Origin of the sequence: Streptomyces sp. NPDC001507, from assembly GCF_042894765.1 — a bacterium.
Taxonomy (GTDB): Bacteria; Actinomycetota; Actinomycetes; order Streptomycetales; family Streptomycetaceae; genus Streptomyces.
Genome location: NZ_JBIAVV010000015.1, coordinates 160,963 through 175,472, shown reverse-complemented (window position 1 = coordinate 175,472; position 14,510 = coordinate 160,963). Strand labels below are relative to the sequence as shown.

13 protein-coding genes are annotated in these 14,510 nt (G+C 70.2%); 9 read left to right on the top strand and 4 right to left on the bottom strand.

The window, feature by feature from the left end; genetic code table 11:
• Nucleotides 1–44: 44 nt before the first annotated feature.
• On the bottom strand, nucleotides 45–275 hold the full coding sequence (locus tag ACFY0K_RS40345) for a hypothetical protein (RefSeq protein WP_181803130.1): 231 nt from the start codon (nucleotides 273–275) through the stop codon (nucleotides 45–47).
• Nucleotides 276–716: 441 nt separating this feature from the next.
• On the opposite strand from ACFY0K_RS40345, the gene ACFY0K_RS40340 reads away from it, so the two are divergent.
• The 6 genes from ACFY0K_RS40340 to ACFY0K_RS40315 all read left to right on the top strand — a co-directional run bounded on the left by ACFY0K_RS40340 (nucleotide 717) and on the right by ACFY0K_RS40315 (nucleotide 8,442).
• Nucleotides 717–2,840: a type IIA DNA topoisomerase subunit B gene (locus ACFY0K_RS40340; RefSeq protein WP_388604564.1), complete on the top strand. Its 2,124-nt coding sequence runs from the start codon at nucleotides 717–719 to the stop codon at nucleotides 2,838–2,840.
• A gap of 1,024 nt (nucleotides 2,841–3,864) precedes the next feature.
• On the top strand, nucleotides 3,865–4,398 hold the full coding sequence (locus tag ACFY0K_RS40335) for a DUF1453 domain-containing protein (RefSeq protein WP_390644040.1): 534 nt from the start codon (nucleotides 3,865–3,867) through the stop codon (nucleotides 4,396–4,398).
• Entirely contained in the window at nucleotides 4,395–5,546 is a 1,152-nt protein-coding gene (locus tag ACFY0K_RS40330; RefSeq protein WP_390644039.1) for a sensor histidine kinase, read from the top strand. The genes ACFY0K_RS40335 and ACFY0K_RS40330 overlap by 4 nt, the downstream gene beginning before the upstream one ends.
• Entirely contained in the window at nucleotides 5,543–6,226 is a 684-nt protein-coding gene (locus ACFY0K_RS40325) for a response regulator transcription factor (RefSeq protein WP_217552983.1), read from the top strand. Before ACFY0K_RS40330 ends, ACFY0K_RS40325 begins: the two co-directional genes overlap by 4 nt.
• A 69-nt stretch (nucleotides 6,227–6,295) precedes the next feature.
• Nucleotides 6,296–6,853 carry a DUF485 domain-containing protein gene (locus tag ACFY0K_RS40320; RefSeq protein ID WP_390644038.1) on the top strand — a complete coding sequence of 186 codons (558 nt, stop codon included), beginning with the start codon at nucleotides 6,296–6,298 and terminating at the stop codon, nucleotides 6,851–6,853.
• Nucleotides 6,850–8,442 (top strand): cation acetate symporter, encoded by a 1,593-nt coding sequence (locus ACFY0K_RS40315; RefSeq protein ID WP_390644037.1) that lies wholly within the window; start codon nucleotides 6,850–6,852, stop codon nucleotides 8,440–8,442. The genes ACFY0K_RS40320 and ACFY0K_RS40315 overlap by 4 nt, the downstream gene beginning before the upstream one ends.
• Before the next feature lie 15 nt (nucleotides 8,443–8,457).
• Here ACFY0K_RS40315 and ACFY0K_RS40310 read toward each other — a convergent pair whose 3' ends face one another.
• Nucleotides 8,458–9,150: a response regulator gene (locus ACFY0K_RS40310; protein ID WP_390644036.1), complete on the bottom strand. Its 693-nt coding sequence runs from the start codon at nucleotides 9,148–9,150 to the stop codon at nucleotides 8,458–8,460.
• A gap of 158 nt (nucleotides 9,151–9,308) precedes the next feature.
• On the opposite strand from ACFY0K_RS40310, the gene ACFY0K_RS40305 reads away from it, so the two are divergent.
• From ACFY0K_RS40305 to ACFY0K_RS40295, 3 genes are all read left to right on the top strand, one after another.
• Nucleotides 9,309–10,124 (top strand): ABC transporter ATP-binding protein, encoded by an 816-nt coding sequence (locus ACFY0K_RS40305; protein WP_352363923.1) that lies wholly within the window; start codon nucleotides 9,309–9,311, stop codon nucleotides 10,122–10,124.
• On the top strand, nucleotides 10,114–10,980 hold the full coding sequence (locus ACFY0K_RS40300) for an ABC transporter permease (protein ID WP_390644035.1): 867 nt from the start codon (nucleotides 10,114–10,116) through the stop codon (nucleotides 10,978–10,980). The genes ACFY0K_RS40305 and ACFY0K_RS40300 overlap by 11 nt, the downstream gene beginning before the upstream one ends.
• Nucleotides 10,981–11,041: 61 nt before the next feature.
• Nucleotides 11,042–12,085, top strand: a complete 1,044-nt coding sequence (locus ACFY0K_RS40295) for an ABC transporter substrate-binding protein (protein WP_390644034.1) — start codon at nucleotides 11,042–11,044, stop codon at nucleotides 12,083–12,085.
• An 18-nt stretch (nucleotides 12,086–12,103) separates the two neighbouring features.
• On the opposite strand, the gene ACFY0K_RS40290 is transcribed toward ACFY0K_RS40295, so the two are convergent.
• Nucleotides 12,104–12,784: a response regulator gene (locus ACFY0K_RS40290; protein WP_390644033.1), complete on the bottom strand. Its 681-nt coding sequence runs from the start codon at nucleotides 12,782–12,784 to the stop codon at nucleotides 12,104–12,106.
• Nucleotides 12,781–14,454 (bottom strand): ATP-binding protein, encoded by a 1,674-nt coding sequence (locus ACFY0K_RS40285; protein ID WP_390644032.1) that lies wholly within the window; start codon nucleotides 14,452–14,454, stop codon nucleotides 12,781–12,783. The genes ACFY0K_RS40290 and ACFY0K_RS40285 overlap by 4 nt, the downstream gene beginning before the upstream one ends.
• Nucleotides 14,455–14,510 lie beyond the last annotated feature (56 nt).

The following is a 14,510-nucleotide window of genomic DNA, read 5'->3' as shown; positions in this document are numbered from 1 at the left end:
TTCACCGGCCTTTGCCGGAGCTGGCTCGTCGTGGATGCGAGAGGTCAGCGCTCATCTTCGGAGGCGGTGGCAGGAGCGGAGGTCAGCCGTTCCGTCTCGTCCTGTATCTCAGCGGCGATCTTCTTGAGTTCCGGCTCGAACTTGCGACCGTGGTGGGCGCAGAAGAGCAGTTCTCCGCCGCTGAGCAGCACGACGCGCAGGTATGCCTGGGCGCCGCAGCGGTCGCAGCGATCGGCGGCCGTCAGGTGGCTCGCGGGGGTCAGAACAGTAGTCACGTCGCCTCTTCTCTAGCTCGACGAGCTGTCGTACCAGGGTCAACATCCAACCAGCCCGAAAACGTTCCCGCTCGGGGCTTCTCCTCGAAAAAAATCTTTCGAGGTGGCCGTCTGCTGCCGGTTGGCGGCGAATGTGCCGTATTGCGTCGTCTTAGGTGCTTACGGGTTCGCGCGATTCATCGGTCTCATCCTCCCGGCCGGGTTGCCGGTTGTTTGTGAGGACGTGCCCGGAGCCTAAATGGTTCATGCCTCGAAGGGAACGTGATATGTACTTCACTCCATCGAGGGATCGAACACGCATGCGACGCTGGACTAGTGTGAGTTCATGACGAGGGTGGCGTTACAACGGCTCTACCAGGCCTCGGTACCCTCTGAGCGGCGACCGAAGCCGGCCCCTTACCCCAAAGGGGCTCCATTGAAATTCAGCGAGGAGCGAACCGCGTGACCGCCGATACGTCCGTGCCGTCCACAGCGCTGCTGGCAGGAGCAGACCGGGACGGTTCCAACTACACCGCGCGGCACCTGCTCGTCCTTGAGGGCCTCGAAGCCGTGCGCAAGCGCCCCGGCATGTACATCGGCTCGACCGACAGCCGCGGTCTGATGCACTGCCTGTGGGAGATCATCGACAACGCCGTGGACGAGGCCCTCGGTGGGTACTGCGACCACATCGACGTCATCCTCCACGACGACGGCTCCGTCGAGGTCCGGGACAACGGCCGCGGCATCCCCGTCGACGTCGAGCCCAAGACGGGCCTGTCCGGCGTCGAGGTCGTCATGACCAAGCTGCACGCCGGCGGCAAGTTCGGCGGTGGCTCCTACGCGGCCTCCGGCGGTCTGCACGGCGTCGGCGCCTCCGTGGTCAACGCGCTCTCCGCGCGTCTCGACGTCGAGGTCGACCGCGGCGGCAGCGTGCACGCCATCAGCTTCCGCCGTGGTGTGCCGGGGGTCTTCACCGGCGCAGGGCCGGACGGCAAGTTCGAGGCCGGGAGCGGGCTGCGCAAGACCAAGCGGGTGCCCAAGACCCGCAGCGGCACGCGCGTGCGCTACTGGGCGGACCGCCAGATCTTCCTCAAGGACGCCAAGCTCTCCCTGGACACGCTGCACCAGCGGGCTCGCCAGACCGCGTTCCTGGTGCCCGGTCTGACCATCGTCGTCCGTGACGAATACGGCCTCGGCGAGGGCGGCAGCAAGGGCGAGGAGTCGTTCCGCTTCGACGGCGGCATCAGCGAGTTCTGCGAGTACCTGGCCACCGACAAGCCGGTCTGCGACGTCCTCCGTTTCTCCGGGCAGGGCACCTTCAAGGAGACCGTCCCGGTCCTGGACGAACACGGCCAGATGACCCCCACCGAGGTCACCCGCGAACTCGGCGTCGACGTGGCGCTGCGCTGGGGCACCGGCTACGACCAGAACCTCAGGTCGTTCGTCAACATCATCGCCACGCCCAAGGGCGGCACCCATGTGGCCGGCTTCGAGCAGGCCGTCCGCGAGACCCTCAACGAGGCCCTGCGGGCCAAGAAGCTGCTGCGCGTCGCCGAGGACGACATCGTCAAGGACGACGCCCTGGAGGGCCTCACCGCCGTCGTCACCGTCCGGCTCGCCGAGCCGCAGTTCGAGGGCCAGACCAAGGAGGTCCTCGGCACCTCGGCCGCCCGCCGGATCGTGAACAGCGTGATCTCCAAGGAACTGAAGGCGTTCCTCACCTCAACCAAGCGCGATGCCGCCGCCCAGGCCCGCGTGGTCATGGAGAAGGTGGTCGCCGCCGCGCGGACCCGCATCGCGGCCCGTCAGCACAAGGACGCGCAGCGCCGCAAGACGGCTCTGGAGTCCTCGTCCCTGCCCGCCAAGCTCGCCGACTGCCGCAGTGACGACGTCGAGCGCAGCGAACTGTTCATCGTCGAGGGAGACTCCGCGCTCGGCACGGCGAAGCTCGCCCGGAACTCCGAGTTCCAGGCCCTGCTGCCGATCCGCGGCAAGATCCTCAACGTCCAGCGGTCCTCGGTGACGGACATGCTGAAGAACGCCGAGTGCGGGGCGATCATCCAGGTCATAGGGGCGGGTTCCGGCCGCACCTTCGACATCGACGCGGCCCGCTACGGCAAGATCATCATGATGACCGACGCCGACGTCGACGGCTCGCACATCCGCTGCCTGCTGCTGACGCTGTTCCAGCGCTACATGCGGCCCATGGTCGAGGCCGGCCGGGTCTTCGCCGCGGTGCCGCCGCTGCACCGCATCGAGATCGTGCAGCCCAAGAAGGGACAGGACAAGTACGTGTACACGTACTCGGACCGCGAGCTGCGCGACAAGCTCATGGAGTTCCAGAGCAAGGGCATCCGGTACAAGGACTCCATCCAGCGCTACAAGGGTCTCGGCGAGATGGACGCCGACCAGCTGGCCGAGACGACGATGGACCCGCGTCACCGCACCCTGCGCCGCATCAACCTCTCCGACCTGGAGGCGGCCGAACAGGTCTTCGACCTTCTGATGGGCAACGACGTGGCTCCCCGCAAGGAGTTCATCTCCGGCTCGGCGGCGACGCTGGACAGGTCACGGATCGACGCGTAGCCGCTGCGCTGGGCCGCAGCCGAAGAAGCGACCGGAGGCCCCTGACGCGGTGGGCCGAGGCGCGCTGGGCCGGGGCGGCGGGTGTTCGCCGTCCGGTCGGCCTGTCCGGTCCGGCTGGGACGCCGGCGTCGGCGGGCGACGGTCTGCGTGGGGCGGCTGCCGGGGTGCCTGCTGCGGCCCTGAGGCGGTGGGCCGAGGCGCGGTGGGCCGCGGGCGCGGTCCGGGGCGCGGTGGGTGTTCGCCGTACGGTGGGCCTGCCCGGTCCGGCCGGGACGCCCGGTGTCGGCTGTCCGGCCGGGGTCCGGTCGGACGCCGAGGGTGGCCTGCGTCGGGTGACGCTCTGCGCAGGGTGTCTGCCGGGGTACCTGCTGCGTCCTTCCGGGGCGTGACCGGCTCAAGTGTGAGGCGTCCGTCGGCCTAGGCGCGGCTTGCCCGGGGGGGTCCGGCGGAGAGCGCGGGCCCGTCGCTGTCGCGCTTCCTGATTCCGTTTCCACGCGAAGCCCGTCGACTGCGGTGTGCCGGGCCCGCCGGTTGCTCCGAGGCGGCGTCCGGCGGCGGTTTCGTGAAGCGCTCGGCGTGCTGACGGAACCGAAGCGCTCGCGAACCGCCCGCTGACCGCTCGCTCACCGCCCGCGGACCGCTTGCGGTGCTCGTGATGCTGGGTGTCAGCTTTGCTGCGCAGTGCCTGCGGGGGACCGGACATCGCGTCGCGTCGAGCTGACTGCTGGTCGGCTGTTCTGCGCGTTGCCTGTGCCCACCGGACGTTTCACGAGATCTCCTCGTCGGCCATCCACACCCATCGAGCCCCGCCCGCGGGGTCCACCCCCCCGGCCCGCCTGCGCCCGGTCGGCCGCCCCTGTGGCCCGCGAGGAGTTCTCCACCCGGGGGTGGAGGGATCCCGTTCGCTGGAATCCACCCGTGATCCACCCTCGCTCCGATCTGCTGACCTGCGCATTTCCGTAGCGTCGAAGGCGTCGGCAGCTCCCGCTCCCGGCGCCGCCCCTTCCCGTTCACGGAGGCTTTGATGTCCGGGCTCGTCAACGCGTTGCTGATCGTGGCCGTCGTCGTCGTGGTGATCGCGCGCCAGTTCCGCGCCCGTCCGATCGACACAGGCAGGCGCTGGTGGCTGGTGCCTGTGATCCTCGCGGTCGTCGCGCTGCGTGAACCCGGCATACTCGACGCCCACCACCGCACCGCCTCCGCCGCGCTGCTCGGCACGGAACTGCTGGTGGGACTGGTGATGGGTGCCGCCTGGGCCTGGACCACGCGGGTGTGGCGGGAAGCCGACGGCGTCGTGTGGACCAAGAGCACCAAGGCCAGCGCAATCGTCTGGTTCGGCGGCATAGCCGTGCGTGTCGGGCTGTACGCCCTCGGAGCCGTGGTCGGCGTCCACCAGGACAGTGCGGTCCTCATGCTCGGACTGGCGGTCACCCTGCTGGTGCGGGCCGGCATCCTCGTCTGGCGCTCCCAGTCGCTCCCCGCCGCAGCCTCCGCGAGCGGCCCTGCCCGGGCGTACGGTGACGGAATGGCCCGGGTCACCAGGAAGGAAGGCGTGTGACGGAGAACGCCTGGACACGCTGGCCCTCGCGAGAGGCGCTGAGCCGGGAGGGGCTCTCCCGGCCCCGGCGGTCCCTCGCCTGGGGCGTGCGACTGCTCGTGCTCGCCCTGCTGCTGTGGAGCGCCTTCACCCAGTCGCACGTCCACGGCTGGGGGGCGGCCGCGGCCGTGGCGGGGGTAGTCGTGACCGCTGTGGTCTCCTGGGGTTTCTTCCGGACCACTTATGCCCACAGGCTTGTGCCCTCCCTGGCGGTCATCAGCGTCCTCCTTGCCATCGCGGTGGTGGCGGAGACCACAGGCTTCCGGGGGCCGGCCCTCGTGATCTGGTGCGGCTGCGGCATCTCCGCCCTGGAGCGGCTGCCGGTCGCGATCGCTCTGCCCGTCGCCGCGGTGGCCCTGGCCTCGTACTCCGCGTTCAACAACGACGTATGGCTGACCACCGCGGCCACCGTCGTCGGAATGGCTCTCGCCGGCTATGTCATGCGACTCGACGCCGAGGCCCGGGGCAGCGCCCAGCGGCTGCTCGCGCAGGAGCGTGCCGCGAGAGCGGCGGAGGCCGAGTCTGCGGCGCTGGCGGAGCGGGCGAGGATCGCACGGGAGATCCACGACGTGCTGGCCCACAGCCTTTCGGCGCAGATGGTGCACCTGGAGGCCGCGCGGTTGCTGATCGAGCGCGGAGCCGACCGGGATCAGATCCTCGAACGGGTGGTGGCAGCCCGGGGAATGGCCCGCGACGGGCTGGCAGAGACCCGCCAGGCCCTGTCCGCCCTGCGCGGTGAGCTCACCCCGCTGGAGGACTTCCTGACCGAACTCGTCGGCTCGACCGACGGCGCCGAGGTCACCGTGACCGGTGAACGCAGATCTCTGCCCGCGGAGGCGTCCCAGACTGTACGGCGCGTCGCCCAGGAGGCGCTGACGAACGTGCGCAAGCACGCCCACGGCGCCAAGGTCCAGGTCCGGCTGGACTACAGCGAGCACGAAGTGGCACTGAACGTACGGGACTCGGGCGGTCGTCCCGGCGAGCTCAGCGGCGCCGGCGCCGGGTACGGTCTGCTGGGTATGCGGGAGCGGGCCGAGCTGCTGGGCGGGTCGCTGGAGGCAGGGCGTGACGACGAGGGGTTCGAGGTGAGGTTGAGGGTGCCCGTATGACGGAGACGGAGGGGGAGAAGAAGCCCGCACGGGTCGTGGTCGCCGACGACCAGACGGTGGTCAGGGAGGGGATCGTGATGCTCCTCGGGCTGCTGCCCGGCGTGGAGGTCGTCGGAGCGGCGGGTGACGGGGAGGAGGCGGTCCGGCTGGTCGCGGAACTCTCTCCGGACGTGGTGCTGATGGACCTGAGGATGCCGCGCTGCGACGGCGTGGAGGCGACCCGGCGGATCCGGTCGGAGTACCCCGGGACCCAGGTGGTGGTGCTGACGACGTTCGCGGACGACGAGTCACTGTTCCCGGCGCTGCGGGCCGGCGCCCGTGGGTACCTGACCAAGGACGCGGGCGGGGACGAGATCGTGCGAGCCGTGGAGAGCGTGCTGTCGGGGGATGCGGGGCTGTCGCCGAGCATCCAGCGGCGACTGCTGGAGCGGCTGTCGCAGCCTGAACCGGCACCCGTGGCCACCGAGGCGCCCGACGGGCTGACCGCGCGCGAGACCGAGGTCCTCGTGCTGATCGCGGAGGGGTTCACCAACCAGGAGATCGCCCGGAAACTGCACGTCTCCACCGCGACCGTGAAGACACACATCAACAACCTGTTCGCCAAGACGGGGCTCAAGGACCGGGCGCAGGCGGTGCGTTACGCCTATGGGAAGGGACTGGTGCGGCCACCAGCGGATTGAGTCACCTGATGGGGTGAAGAGCCCGGGGAAGAAGAGTCGGGGATCTTCCCGATCTGTCCATCCTTGGGCATGCAGTCAAGCAACGGGCGTCGCCGCGACGGCGGGGGCGGCTCCGACAGTTCGGCCGGGCGGCACGAGGACCAGGGCGAGTACGGCACGGCCTCCCGGGAAGCCGGGTACGAGGACCCCTGGTACGACGCACTGGCCTCCGGCTGGGGTGAGCGGGACGGCACCGGGGAGCCGCCGCCGGCCGTACCCGGGGCGCGAACGGAGCGGGACGGGGCGGCTGTTCGCGCCCGTGACGTCTATCTGGAGGTGCAGCGCAGTGCGGCCTTCCAGGAGGTGCGCAGCCGGTACCGCAGATTCGTGGTGCCCGGGGTCGCCGTCTTCCTGACCTGGTACGTGGGGTACGTGGTGGCCGCGACGACGGCGCCCGGGCTGATGGCGCGGCCCGTCGCCGGCGCGGTGAACGTGGCAATGGTGGCGGGGCTCGGGCAGTTCCTCACCACGTTCCTGCTCACCTGGGCCTACGCCCGGCACGCGCGGTTGCGCAGGGACCGTGCCGCGCTGGAACTGCGCTGGGACACCCAGGAGCTGACCCGGGGCGTCCAGGGCGGTGCGTCATGACGGGTCAGCACCAGACGCTGGCGCTGCTGCTGTTCAGCGCTTTCGTCGCCGTGACGCTCGGGATCACGACGTGGGTGAGCCGGAAGCGGCACGGTTCGGCGGAGGAGTTCTATGCCGGCGGTCGGCTCTTCTCCCCGATGGAGAATGGTTTTGCCATCGCGGGTGACTACATGTCGGCGGCCTCCTTCCTCGGCGTGACCGGGCTCATCGCGCTGTTCGGCTACGACGGGCTCCTGTATGTGGTCGGGTTCCTGGTCGCGTGGCTTGTCGTGCTGTTTCTGGTGGCCGAACTGGTGCGGAACTGCGGGAGGTTCACCCTGGCCGACGTGGTCGCGGCGCGGATGCGCGAGCGGCCGGTGCGGATCGCGGTGGGAACGTCGTCGGTCACCGTGTCCGTTCTCTATTTGGTGGCGCAAATGGTCGGGGCGGGCAGTCTGGTCGCGCTGCTGCTGGGGCGGACCAGCGAGGCGGCGCAGGCGTGGACGGTCATCGGGGTCGGCGCGCTGATGGTGATCTACGTTTCGCTGGGCGGGATGCGGGCCACCACCTGGATCCAGATCGTGAAGGCGGTGCTGCTGCTGAGCGGGACGGTGGCGCTGACCGTGCTGGTGCTGCTGCGCTTCCACGGTGACGTCGACCGGCTGCTGCTCACGGCCGCCGACCGCAGCGGGCACGGGAAGTCGTTCCTGGCGCCGGGACTCAGGTACGGCGGGAACTGGAGCGCGCGGCTGGACTTCATCAGCCTGGGGCTGGCGCTGGTACTGGGCACGGGGGGTCTGCCGCACATCCTGTCCCGCTTCTACACGGTGCCGACCGCGCGGGCGGCGCGGCGCTCGGCGGTCTGGTCGATCGGGCTGATCGGGAGTTTCTACCTGATGACGATCGTGCTCGGCTTCGGGGCGGCGGCCCTGGTCGGGCCGGACGCGGTGCGCTCGTCGAACGCGTCGGGGAACACGGCGGTTCCGCTGCTGGCGCTCGACCTGGGCGGCGGCGCGGGTTCCACAGGCGGAACGGTTCTGTTCGCGATTGTCGCCGCCGTTGCCTTCGCGACGATTCTCGCCGTGGTCGCGGGGATCACCCTCGCGTCCTCGGCGTCCGTCGCCCATGACCTCTACGCCTCCCTGCGCAGGCCGCACGCCAGGCAGCGCAGCGAGGTCACGGTGGCGCGCACGGCGGCGGTCGGCATCGGTGTCGTGGCGATCGCCCTCGGCCTGCTGGCCCGGGACATGAACGTCGCCTTCCTGGTGGGCCTCGCCTTCGCGGTGGCGGCCTCGGCGAACCTGCCGGCGTTGCTCTACTCGCTGTTCTGGCGGAACTTCACGACACGCGGCGCGGTGTGGGCCGTATACGGCGGGCTCGTGCCCGCGCTGGCGCTGGTCGTGCTGTCACCGGTGGTGTCCGGCAGCCCTGGGGCGCTGTTCCCGGGGGTGGACTTCCAGTACTTCCCGTTGCAGAACCCGGGCATCGTCTCCATCCCCCTCGGCTTCCTGGCCGGCTGGCTCGGCACGGTCACCTCTGACGAGGTCCCGGACGAGGCCCGGCACGCGGAGACCGAGGTGCGGTCGCTGACGGGGGCGGGGGCCGTCTAGGGCCACCCGGAACGGCTACGGCGCCACCCAGGCGTAGCGGTGCTCCGGGCGGCCCGTGTCGCCGTACTTCAGGGAGAGGCGGAGGCGGCCGGCCTGTTCCAGGTGGCGGAGGTAGCGCTGGGCGGTGGAGCGGCTGAGGCCGGTCTCGGCGGCGACCTCGTGGGCGGAGAGCGGATGGTCGGCTCGGTGCAGGACGCCGCAGATGAGGTCCGTGGTGGGCTCGGAGTGGCCGCTGGGCAGGCCGGGCGCGGAGGGCGCCGGTGAGGTGCGCAGGGCGCCGAAGATGCGGTCGACCTGCTCCTGGCCCGTCAGTCCCCGGCCGCCGACCCGGTCGACGGTGCGGCGCAGGGCGGCGTAGGAGTCCAGGCGGGTGCGCAGGGCGGCGAAGGTGAACGGCTTGACCAGGTAGTGCAGGGCGCCCAGGCGCATCGCCTTCTGGACGGTGGTCACGTCGCTGGCCGCCGTGATCATGATGACGTCGGTGCCGTGGCCCTGTTCGCGCATGCGGTGGACGAGTTCGAGGCCGGTCTGGTCCGGCAGGTAGTGGTCCAGCAGGACCAGGTCGATGGCGCCGCGGTTCACGGCGGCCAGCGCCTGGGCGGCGCTGTGCGCGCGGGCGGCCACCCGGAAGCCGGGAACCTTCCCCACGTACTTTGCGTTTATCTCAGCGACGCGGAAGTCGTCGTCGACCACCAGGACGTCAATCATCAGGCCTCTCCTTCAAGGCCGGCGAGCGTTAAGCCCGTGTTTCGGCTCCGCAGTTGTAGCGCGAGCAAAAAGAGCACAACAGATGCTTGCGAGCAAAAGAACGGCTTGCGGCCAGAAGACTGCTGCGGTGGTCCGGGTCGCACCTACCGTCCCGGCCCATGAGCGCAGACACCAGCCCCGCCATCGAGCTGCGGGGCGCTAGCAAGATCTTCAAGACCCCGTCGGGGGGTCTGCACACGGCCGTCCGCGACCTCGACCTCACCGTCGGGCGTGGGGAGTTCGTGGCCGTCGTGGGGCCGACGGGTTGCGGCAAGTCCACTACGCTGACCCTGGTCAGCGGCCTGGAGGAGCCCAGTGAGGGCGAGGTGCTGGTGGCCGGTGAGCCGGTCGCCGGCGTCGGCGACAAGGTCGGCTTCGTCTTCCAGCAGGACGCCACCTTCCCCTGGCGGACGGTGCTGTCCAACGTGATGGCAGGGCCCCGCTTCCGGGGCGTGCCCAAGGCGGAAGCCAAGGAGAAGGCCCGCGCCTGGCTGGCCAAGGTCGGGCTCGCCGCCTTCGAGGACCGTTATCCGCACCAGCTCTCCGGCGGCCAGCGCAAGCGCGTGGCGCTCGCCGCGACCTTCGTCAACGACCCCGAGATCCTGCTCATGGACGAGCCGTTCTCCGCGCTCGACGTGCAGACCCGGGCCCTGATGTCGGACGAACTCCTCGACCTGTGGGAGGGCACCGGCGCCTCGGTCGTCTTCGTCACCCACGACCTGGAGGAGTCCATCGCGCTGGCCGACAAGGTCGTCGTCATGACCGCCGGGCCCGCGACCGTCAAGCAGGTCTTCGAGATCGACCTGCCCCGTCCCCGCAAGGTCGAGTCGGTGCGTCTGGAGCCGCGGTTCATCGAGATCTACCGCGAGATCTGGGAGTCGCTCGGCGAAGAGGTCCGCATCACCCGCGAGAGGGGTGCCGCCAATGTCGCCTGAGACGCTCAGCACACCGGTCGTCGACACGGTCAAGGCCGGCCCGGACCGCGCCAAGTCGCGGGCCCAGGCCGCCCGCAGACGCAGGGCGATCGTGTTCGCCGTGCGCGTGCTGCTCCTGGTGGCCGTCCTCGGCCTGTGGGAGGCCCTGTCCCGGGCCAAGGTCATCGATCCGTTCAACTTCTCGATGCCGTCGAAGATCTGGGACCAGATCTGGACCTGGGTGACCCACGGCACCGCCCTCGGCCCCCTGGGCGAGCAGATCTGGTACACGCTCTACGAGGCGCTGCTCGGCTGGGTCATCGGTGTCGTCGCCGGTGTGGTCTTCGGTATCGCGCTCGGGCGGATCGCTTTCCTGGCCGATGTCCTTGGTCCATACATCAAGGTGCTCAACTCGATCCCCAGGATCGTGCTCGCCCCGATCTTCGTGATCTGGTTCGGGCTCGGCGCGTCCTCCAAGGTCGCCTCGGCCGTCGTGCTGGTGTTCTTCCCGGTGTTCTTCAACGCCTTCCAGGGCGCCCGCGAGGTCGACCGCAACCTGGTCGCCAACGCCCGGATCCTCGGCGCGAGCGACCGCAGGGTGACCCTCCAGGTCGTCATTCCGTCGGCCACCTCGTGGATCTTCACCAGCCTCCACGTCAGCTTCGGCTTCGCCCTGATCGGCGCCATCGTCGGCGAGTACATCGGCGCCACCAAGGGCATCGGCCTGCTCGTCGCACAGTCGCAGGGCACCTTCAACGCGGCCGGTGTGTATGCCGCGATGGTCATCCTCGCCGTCGTCGCGCTCGCCGCCGAAGGGCTGCTCACCTTCGCCGAGCGCCGCATCTTCCGGTGGAGGCCGTCGGACTCCGACAGCTGACCGCCCACTCCTGCCTTCTCTGCTTCTCCCCGCACCGCCCTCTCACAAGGACGTGAACCACATGCGCAAGTCCGCCAGATACAGCACCCTGGCCGCCGCCGGCCTGCTCGCCCTCTCCTCCCTCACCGCCTGCGCCAACGACGCGGCGAGCACGGCCTCCACCGGCTCCGGCAAGGGCACGAAGGTCAAGATCATGGTCGGCGGCCTGGACAAGGTCATCTACATGCCCGCCATGCTCACCCAGCGGCTGGGTTACTTCGACGCCGAGGGCCTGAACGTGGAACTGCTGACCGAGCCGGCCGGCGTCCAGGCCGAGACGGCGCTCGTCGCCGGGCAGGTGCAGGGGACGGTCGGCTTCTACGACCACACGCTGGACCTGCAGACCAAGGGCAAGGCCGTGGAGTCCGTCGTGCAGTTCTCGCACGCTCCCGGCGAGGTGGAGGTCGTCTCCACCAAGGCGGCCGGGGACATCACCTCGCCCAAGGACTTCAAGGGCAAGAAGCTCGGCATCACCAGCCTCGGCTCGTCGACCGACTTCCTCACCAAGTACCTCGCCGTCAAGAACGGGGTGAAGGTCAGCGACTTCTCACCGGTCGCCGTCGGAGCGGGCGCGACCTTCATCTCGGCGCTCCAGCAGGGCTCCATCGACGGCGGCATGACGACCGACCCGACCGTCGCGACGATCCTGGACAAGAAGGCGGGCAAGGTCCTGGTGGACATGCGGACGCCGGAAGGATCCCAGAAGGCGCTCGGCGGGCCGTACCCGTCGTCGAGCCTGTACATGCAGACGGACTGGGTCAACAGTCACAAGGACACCGTCCAGAAGCTGGTCAATGCATTCGTCAAGACGCTCAAGTGGATGTCCACGCACAGCGCCGCCGAGATCGCGGCCAAGATGCCCGCCGACTACGCGCAGGGCGACAAGGCCCTCTACACGCAGTCCATCAAGAGCACGCTGCCGATGTTCACCGACGACGGGGTCATGCCCGAGAACGGCCCGGAGACAGTGGAGAAGGTGCTCAAGGCGTTCAACACGAACATCCAGAACGCCGATGTCGACCTGAGCAAGACGTACACCACGGAGTTCGTCGAGGCGGCCAAGTAGGCGGTCAGGCAACACGCCTCAGCCGCGGGTCGCCCACACGTAACGGTGTTCGGGGCGGCCCGCGTCGCCGTACTTGAGGGTCAGCCGGGCCCGTCCGGTGCGTTCCAGGAGCTTCAGATAGCGCTGGGCGGTCTGCCGGCTCACCCCCGTCCGCTCGGCGATCTCCTGGGCCGACAGCGGGCCCTCGGCGCTCATCAGCGACTGGCGCACCAGTTCGGCGGTGGTGGGGGAGTGACCCTTGGGCAGCCCCGGTTCGGACGGCGCGGACAGGGCGCCGAAGATGCGGTCCACCTCGGCCTGTTCGGCCTCGCCGCCGCCGTCCAGGGTGCGCCGCAGCTGCGCGTAGGCCTCCAGCTTGGCGCGCAGCCCGGCGAACGCGAACGGCTTGACCAGGTACTGCAGGGCGCCATGGCGCATCGCCGCCTGCACGGTCGACACGTCCCGGGCCGCCGTCACCATGATCACGTCGGTATGGTGGCCGCGCCGGCGCATCTCCTGGACCACCGCGAGGCCCGTGTCGTCGGGCAGGTAGTGGTCCATGAGGACCAGGTCGAGGCGGGGCAGCGTCTCCAACAGGCGCAGGGCCTCCGCCGCGTTGTGGGCCTCACCGGCCACATGGAAGCCGGGCACCTTGCCGACGTAGGCGGCGTTGACCCGGGCGACTCGGGTGTCGTCGTCCACGACCAGGACCTCGATCATCGCGCCTCCTCCTCGGCCGCGGTGAGCGCCGACCCGAACGCCGGCGCCGGCTCCAGTTCCGGCTCGGTCAGCGCCTCGGGGAGCACGACCGTGAACTGAGCGCCACCGCCCTCCGGTCCGCCCACGGCCGCGGTACCGCCCTGCCGTTCGGCGAGCCGGCGCACCAGGGAGAGCCCTATGCCGCGCTTGCCGTGCGCGGGCGGCTTCTTGGTGGACCAGCCCTCCGTGAAGACCAACTCCCGCTGTTCCGCCGGGATCCCGGGCCCCGTGTCACGCACCCTGAGGACCACCGCACGGCCCTCCGCGCACAACTCGACCTCCACGCGCGCGTGCGGGGTGCCGGCGACCGCGTCCAGCGCGTTGTCCACCAGGTTGCCCACGACCGTGACCAGGCCCCTGGGGTCGATCAGCCGGTCCGGCAGCCAGGTACGGTCCGACACCCACAGGGCGACCCCGCGCTCGGCCGCGACGGTCGCCTTGCCGACCAGCAGGGCGGCCAGCAGCGGGTCCTGGATCTTCTCCGTGACCTGCTCGGCGGTGACCCGGTGGTCGCCGACCACCTCGCCGACGAACTCCACGGCGTCGTCGTACATCTCCAGTTCCAGCAGCCCGAGCAGGGTGTGCATGCGGTTGGCGTGCTCGTGGTCCTGGGCGCGCAGGGCGTCGATCAGGCCCCGCGTGGAGTCGAGTTCGCGGCCGAGCTGCTCCAGCTCGGTGCGGTCGCGCAGGGTGGCCACCGCACCGCCGTCGTCGGTGGGCATGCGGTTGGCGACCAGGACCCGCTGGCCGCGCACGGTGAGCAGGTCCGTGCCGGTGACCCGGCCGGCCAGGACGTCGGTCGTACGGCCGGCGCCGAGCGCCTCGTCGGGGGAGCGGCCGACGGCCTCGTCACCGATGCCCAGGAGCCGCCGCGCCTCGTCGTTCAGCAGGCGGATGCGGCCGCCGCGGTCGAGGGCGACGACGCCCTCCCGGATGCCGTGCAGCATCGCCTCGCGCTCCGCGAGCAGCGCCGAGATGTCGGAGAAGGCCAGGTCGCGGGTCTGCCGCTGGACCCGCCGGGAGATCAGCCAGGCGGCCAGGGCGCCGGCCGCGAGGGCGCCGCCGGCATAGGCGAACAGCCCGGGGATCGTACTGAGCAGCCGGGCCCGCACGCTGTCGTACGCGATGCCGACGGAGACCGCCCCGATGATGCGGTGCTCCGCGTCGTACAGCGGCACCTTGCCGCGCGCGGAGCGGCCGAGGGTGCCGTTGTCGATCTGCATGACCTCGTTGCCGTCCAGCGCCTCCTTGGGGGAGGTCGACACATGCCGGCCGATCTCCGAGGGAGTGGTGTGCGACCAGCGGAATCCGCCGTGGTCCATCACCACGATGTACTCGGCGTTGGTGGCCAACCGGATCCGTTCCGCCTCCTTCTGCACGGGCCCGTTCGCGGTCGGCGTGGTGGTCAGCACGCCCTCCGCGATCTGCGGGTCCTGCGCCGTGGTCTGGGCGATCGCCAGGGCCCTGCGCATCGCCTCCTGGTCCAGCTGCTTGCTCAGCGGCGCCAGGAAGAGCCCGGTGGCGAGCACCGCGACCCCCGCGGCGATCGCCAGCTGCATCAACAGGACCTGGGAGAACACCTTCCGGGGCAGCCGGGGGCGCAGACGGCGCACGGGGGGCGTGGGGCTCATACCCACGACGGTACGTGCGCGGATACGCCGTGCTAAGGGGGTGTGGCGTGGATCTC

What these genes read in the sequence shown, in the direction of transcription:
- ACFY0K_RS40335 (WP_390644040.1), top strand. Translation starts at nt 3,865, where the DNA reads ATGTCCGGGCTCGTCAACGCGTTGCTGATCGTGGCCGTCGTCGTCGTG.
- ACFY0K_RS40325 (WP_217552983.1), top strand. Translation starts at nt 5,543, where the DNA reads ATGACGGAGACGGAGGGGGAGAAGAAGCCCGCACGGGTCGTGGTCGCC.
- ACFY0K_RS40320 (WP_390644038.1), top strand. Translation starts at nt 6,296, where the DNA reads ATGCAGTCAAGCAACGGGCGTCGCCGCGACGGCGGGGGCGGCTCCGAC.
- ACFY0K_RS40315 (WP_390644037.1), top strand. Translation starts at nt 6,850, where the DNA reads ATGACGGGTCAGCACCAGACGCTGGCGCTGCTGCTGTTCAGCGCTTTC.
- ACFY0K_RS40310 (WP_390644036.1), bottom strand. Translation starts at nt 9,150, where the DNA reads ATGATTGACGTCCTGGTGGTCGACGACGACTTCCGCGTCGCTGAGATA.
- ACFY0K_RS40305 (WP_352363923.1), top strand. Translation starts at nt 9,309, where the DNA reads ATGAGCGCAGACACCAGCCCCGCCATCGAGCTGCGGGGCGCTAGCAAG.
- ACFY0K_RS40300 (WP_390644035.1), top strand. Translation starts at nt 10,114, where the DNA reads ATGTCGCCTGAGACGCTCAGCACACCGGTCGTCGACACGGTCAAGGCC.
- ACFY0K_RS40295 (WP_390644034.1), top strand. Translation starts at nt 11,042, where the DNA reads ATGCGCAAGTCCGCCAGATACAGCACCCTGGCCGCCGCCGGCCTGCTC.
- ACFY0K_RS40290 (WP_390644033.1), bottom strand. Translation starts at nt 12,784, where the DNA reads ATGATCGAGGTCCTGGTCGTGGACGACGACACCCGAGTCGCCCGGGTC.
- ACFY0K_RS40285 (WP_390644032.1), bottom strand. Translation starts at nt 14,454, where the DNA reads ATGAGCCCCACGCCCCCCGTGCGCCGTCTGCGCCCCCGGCTGCCCCGG.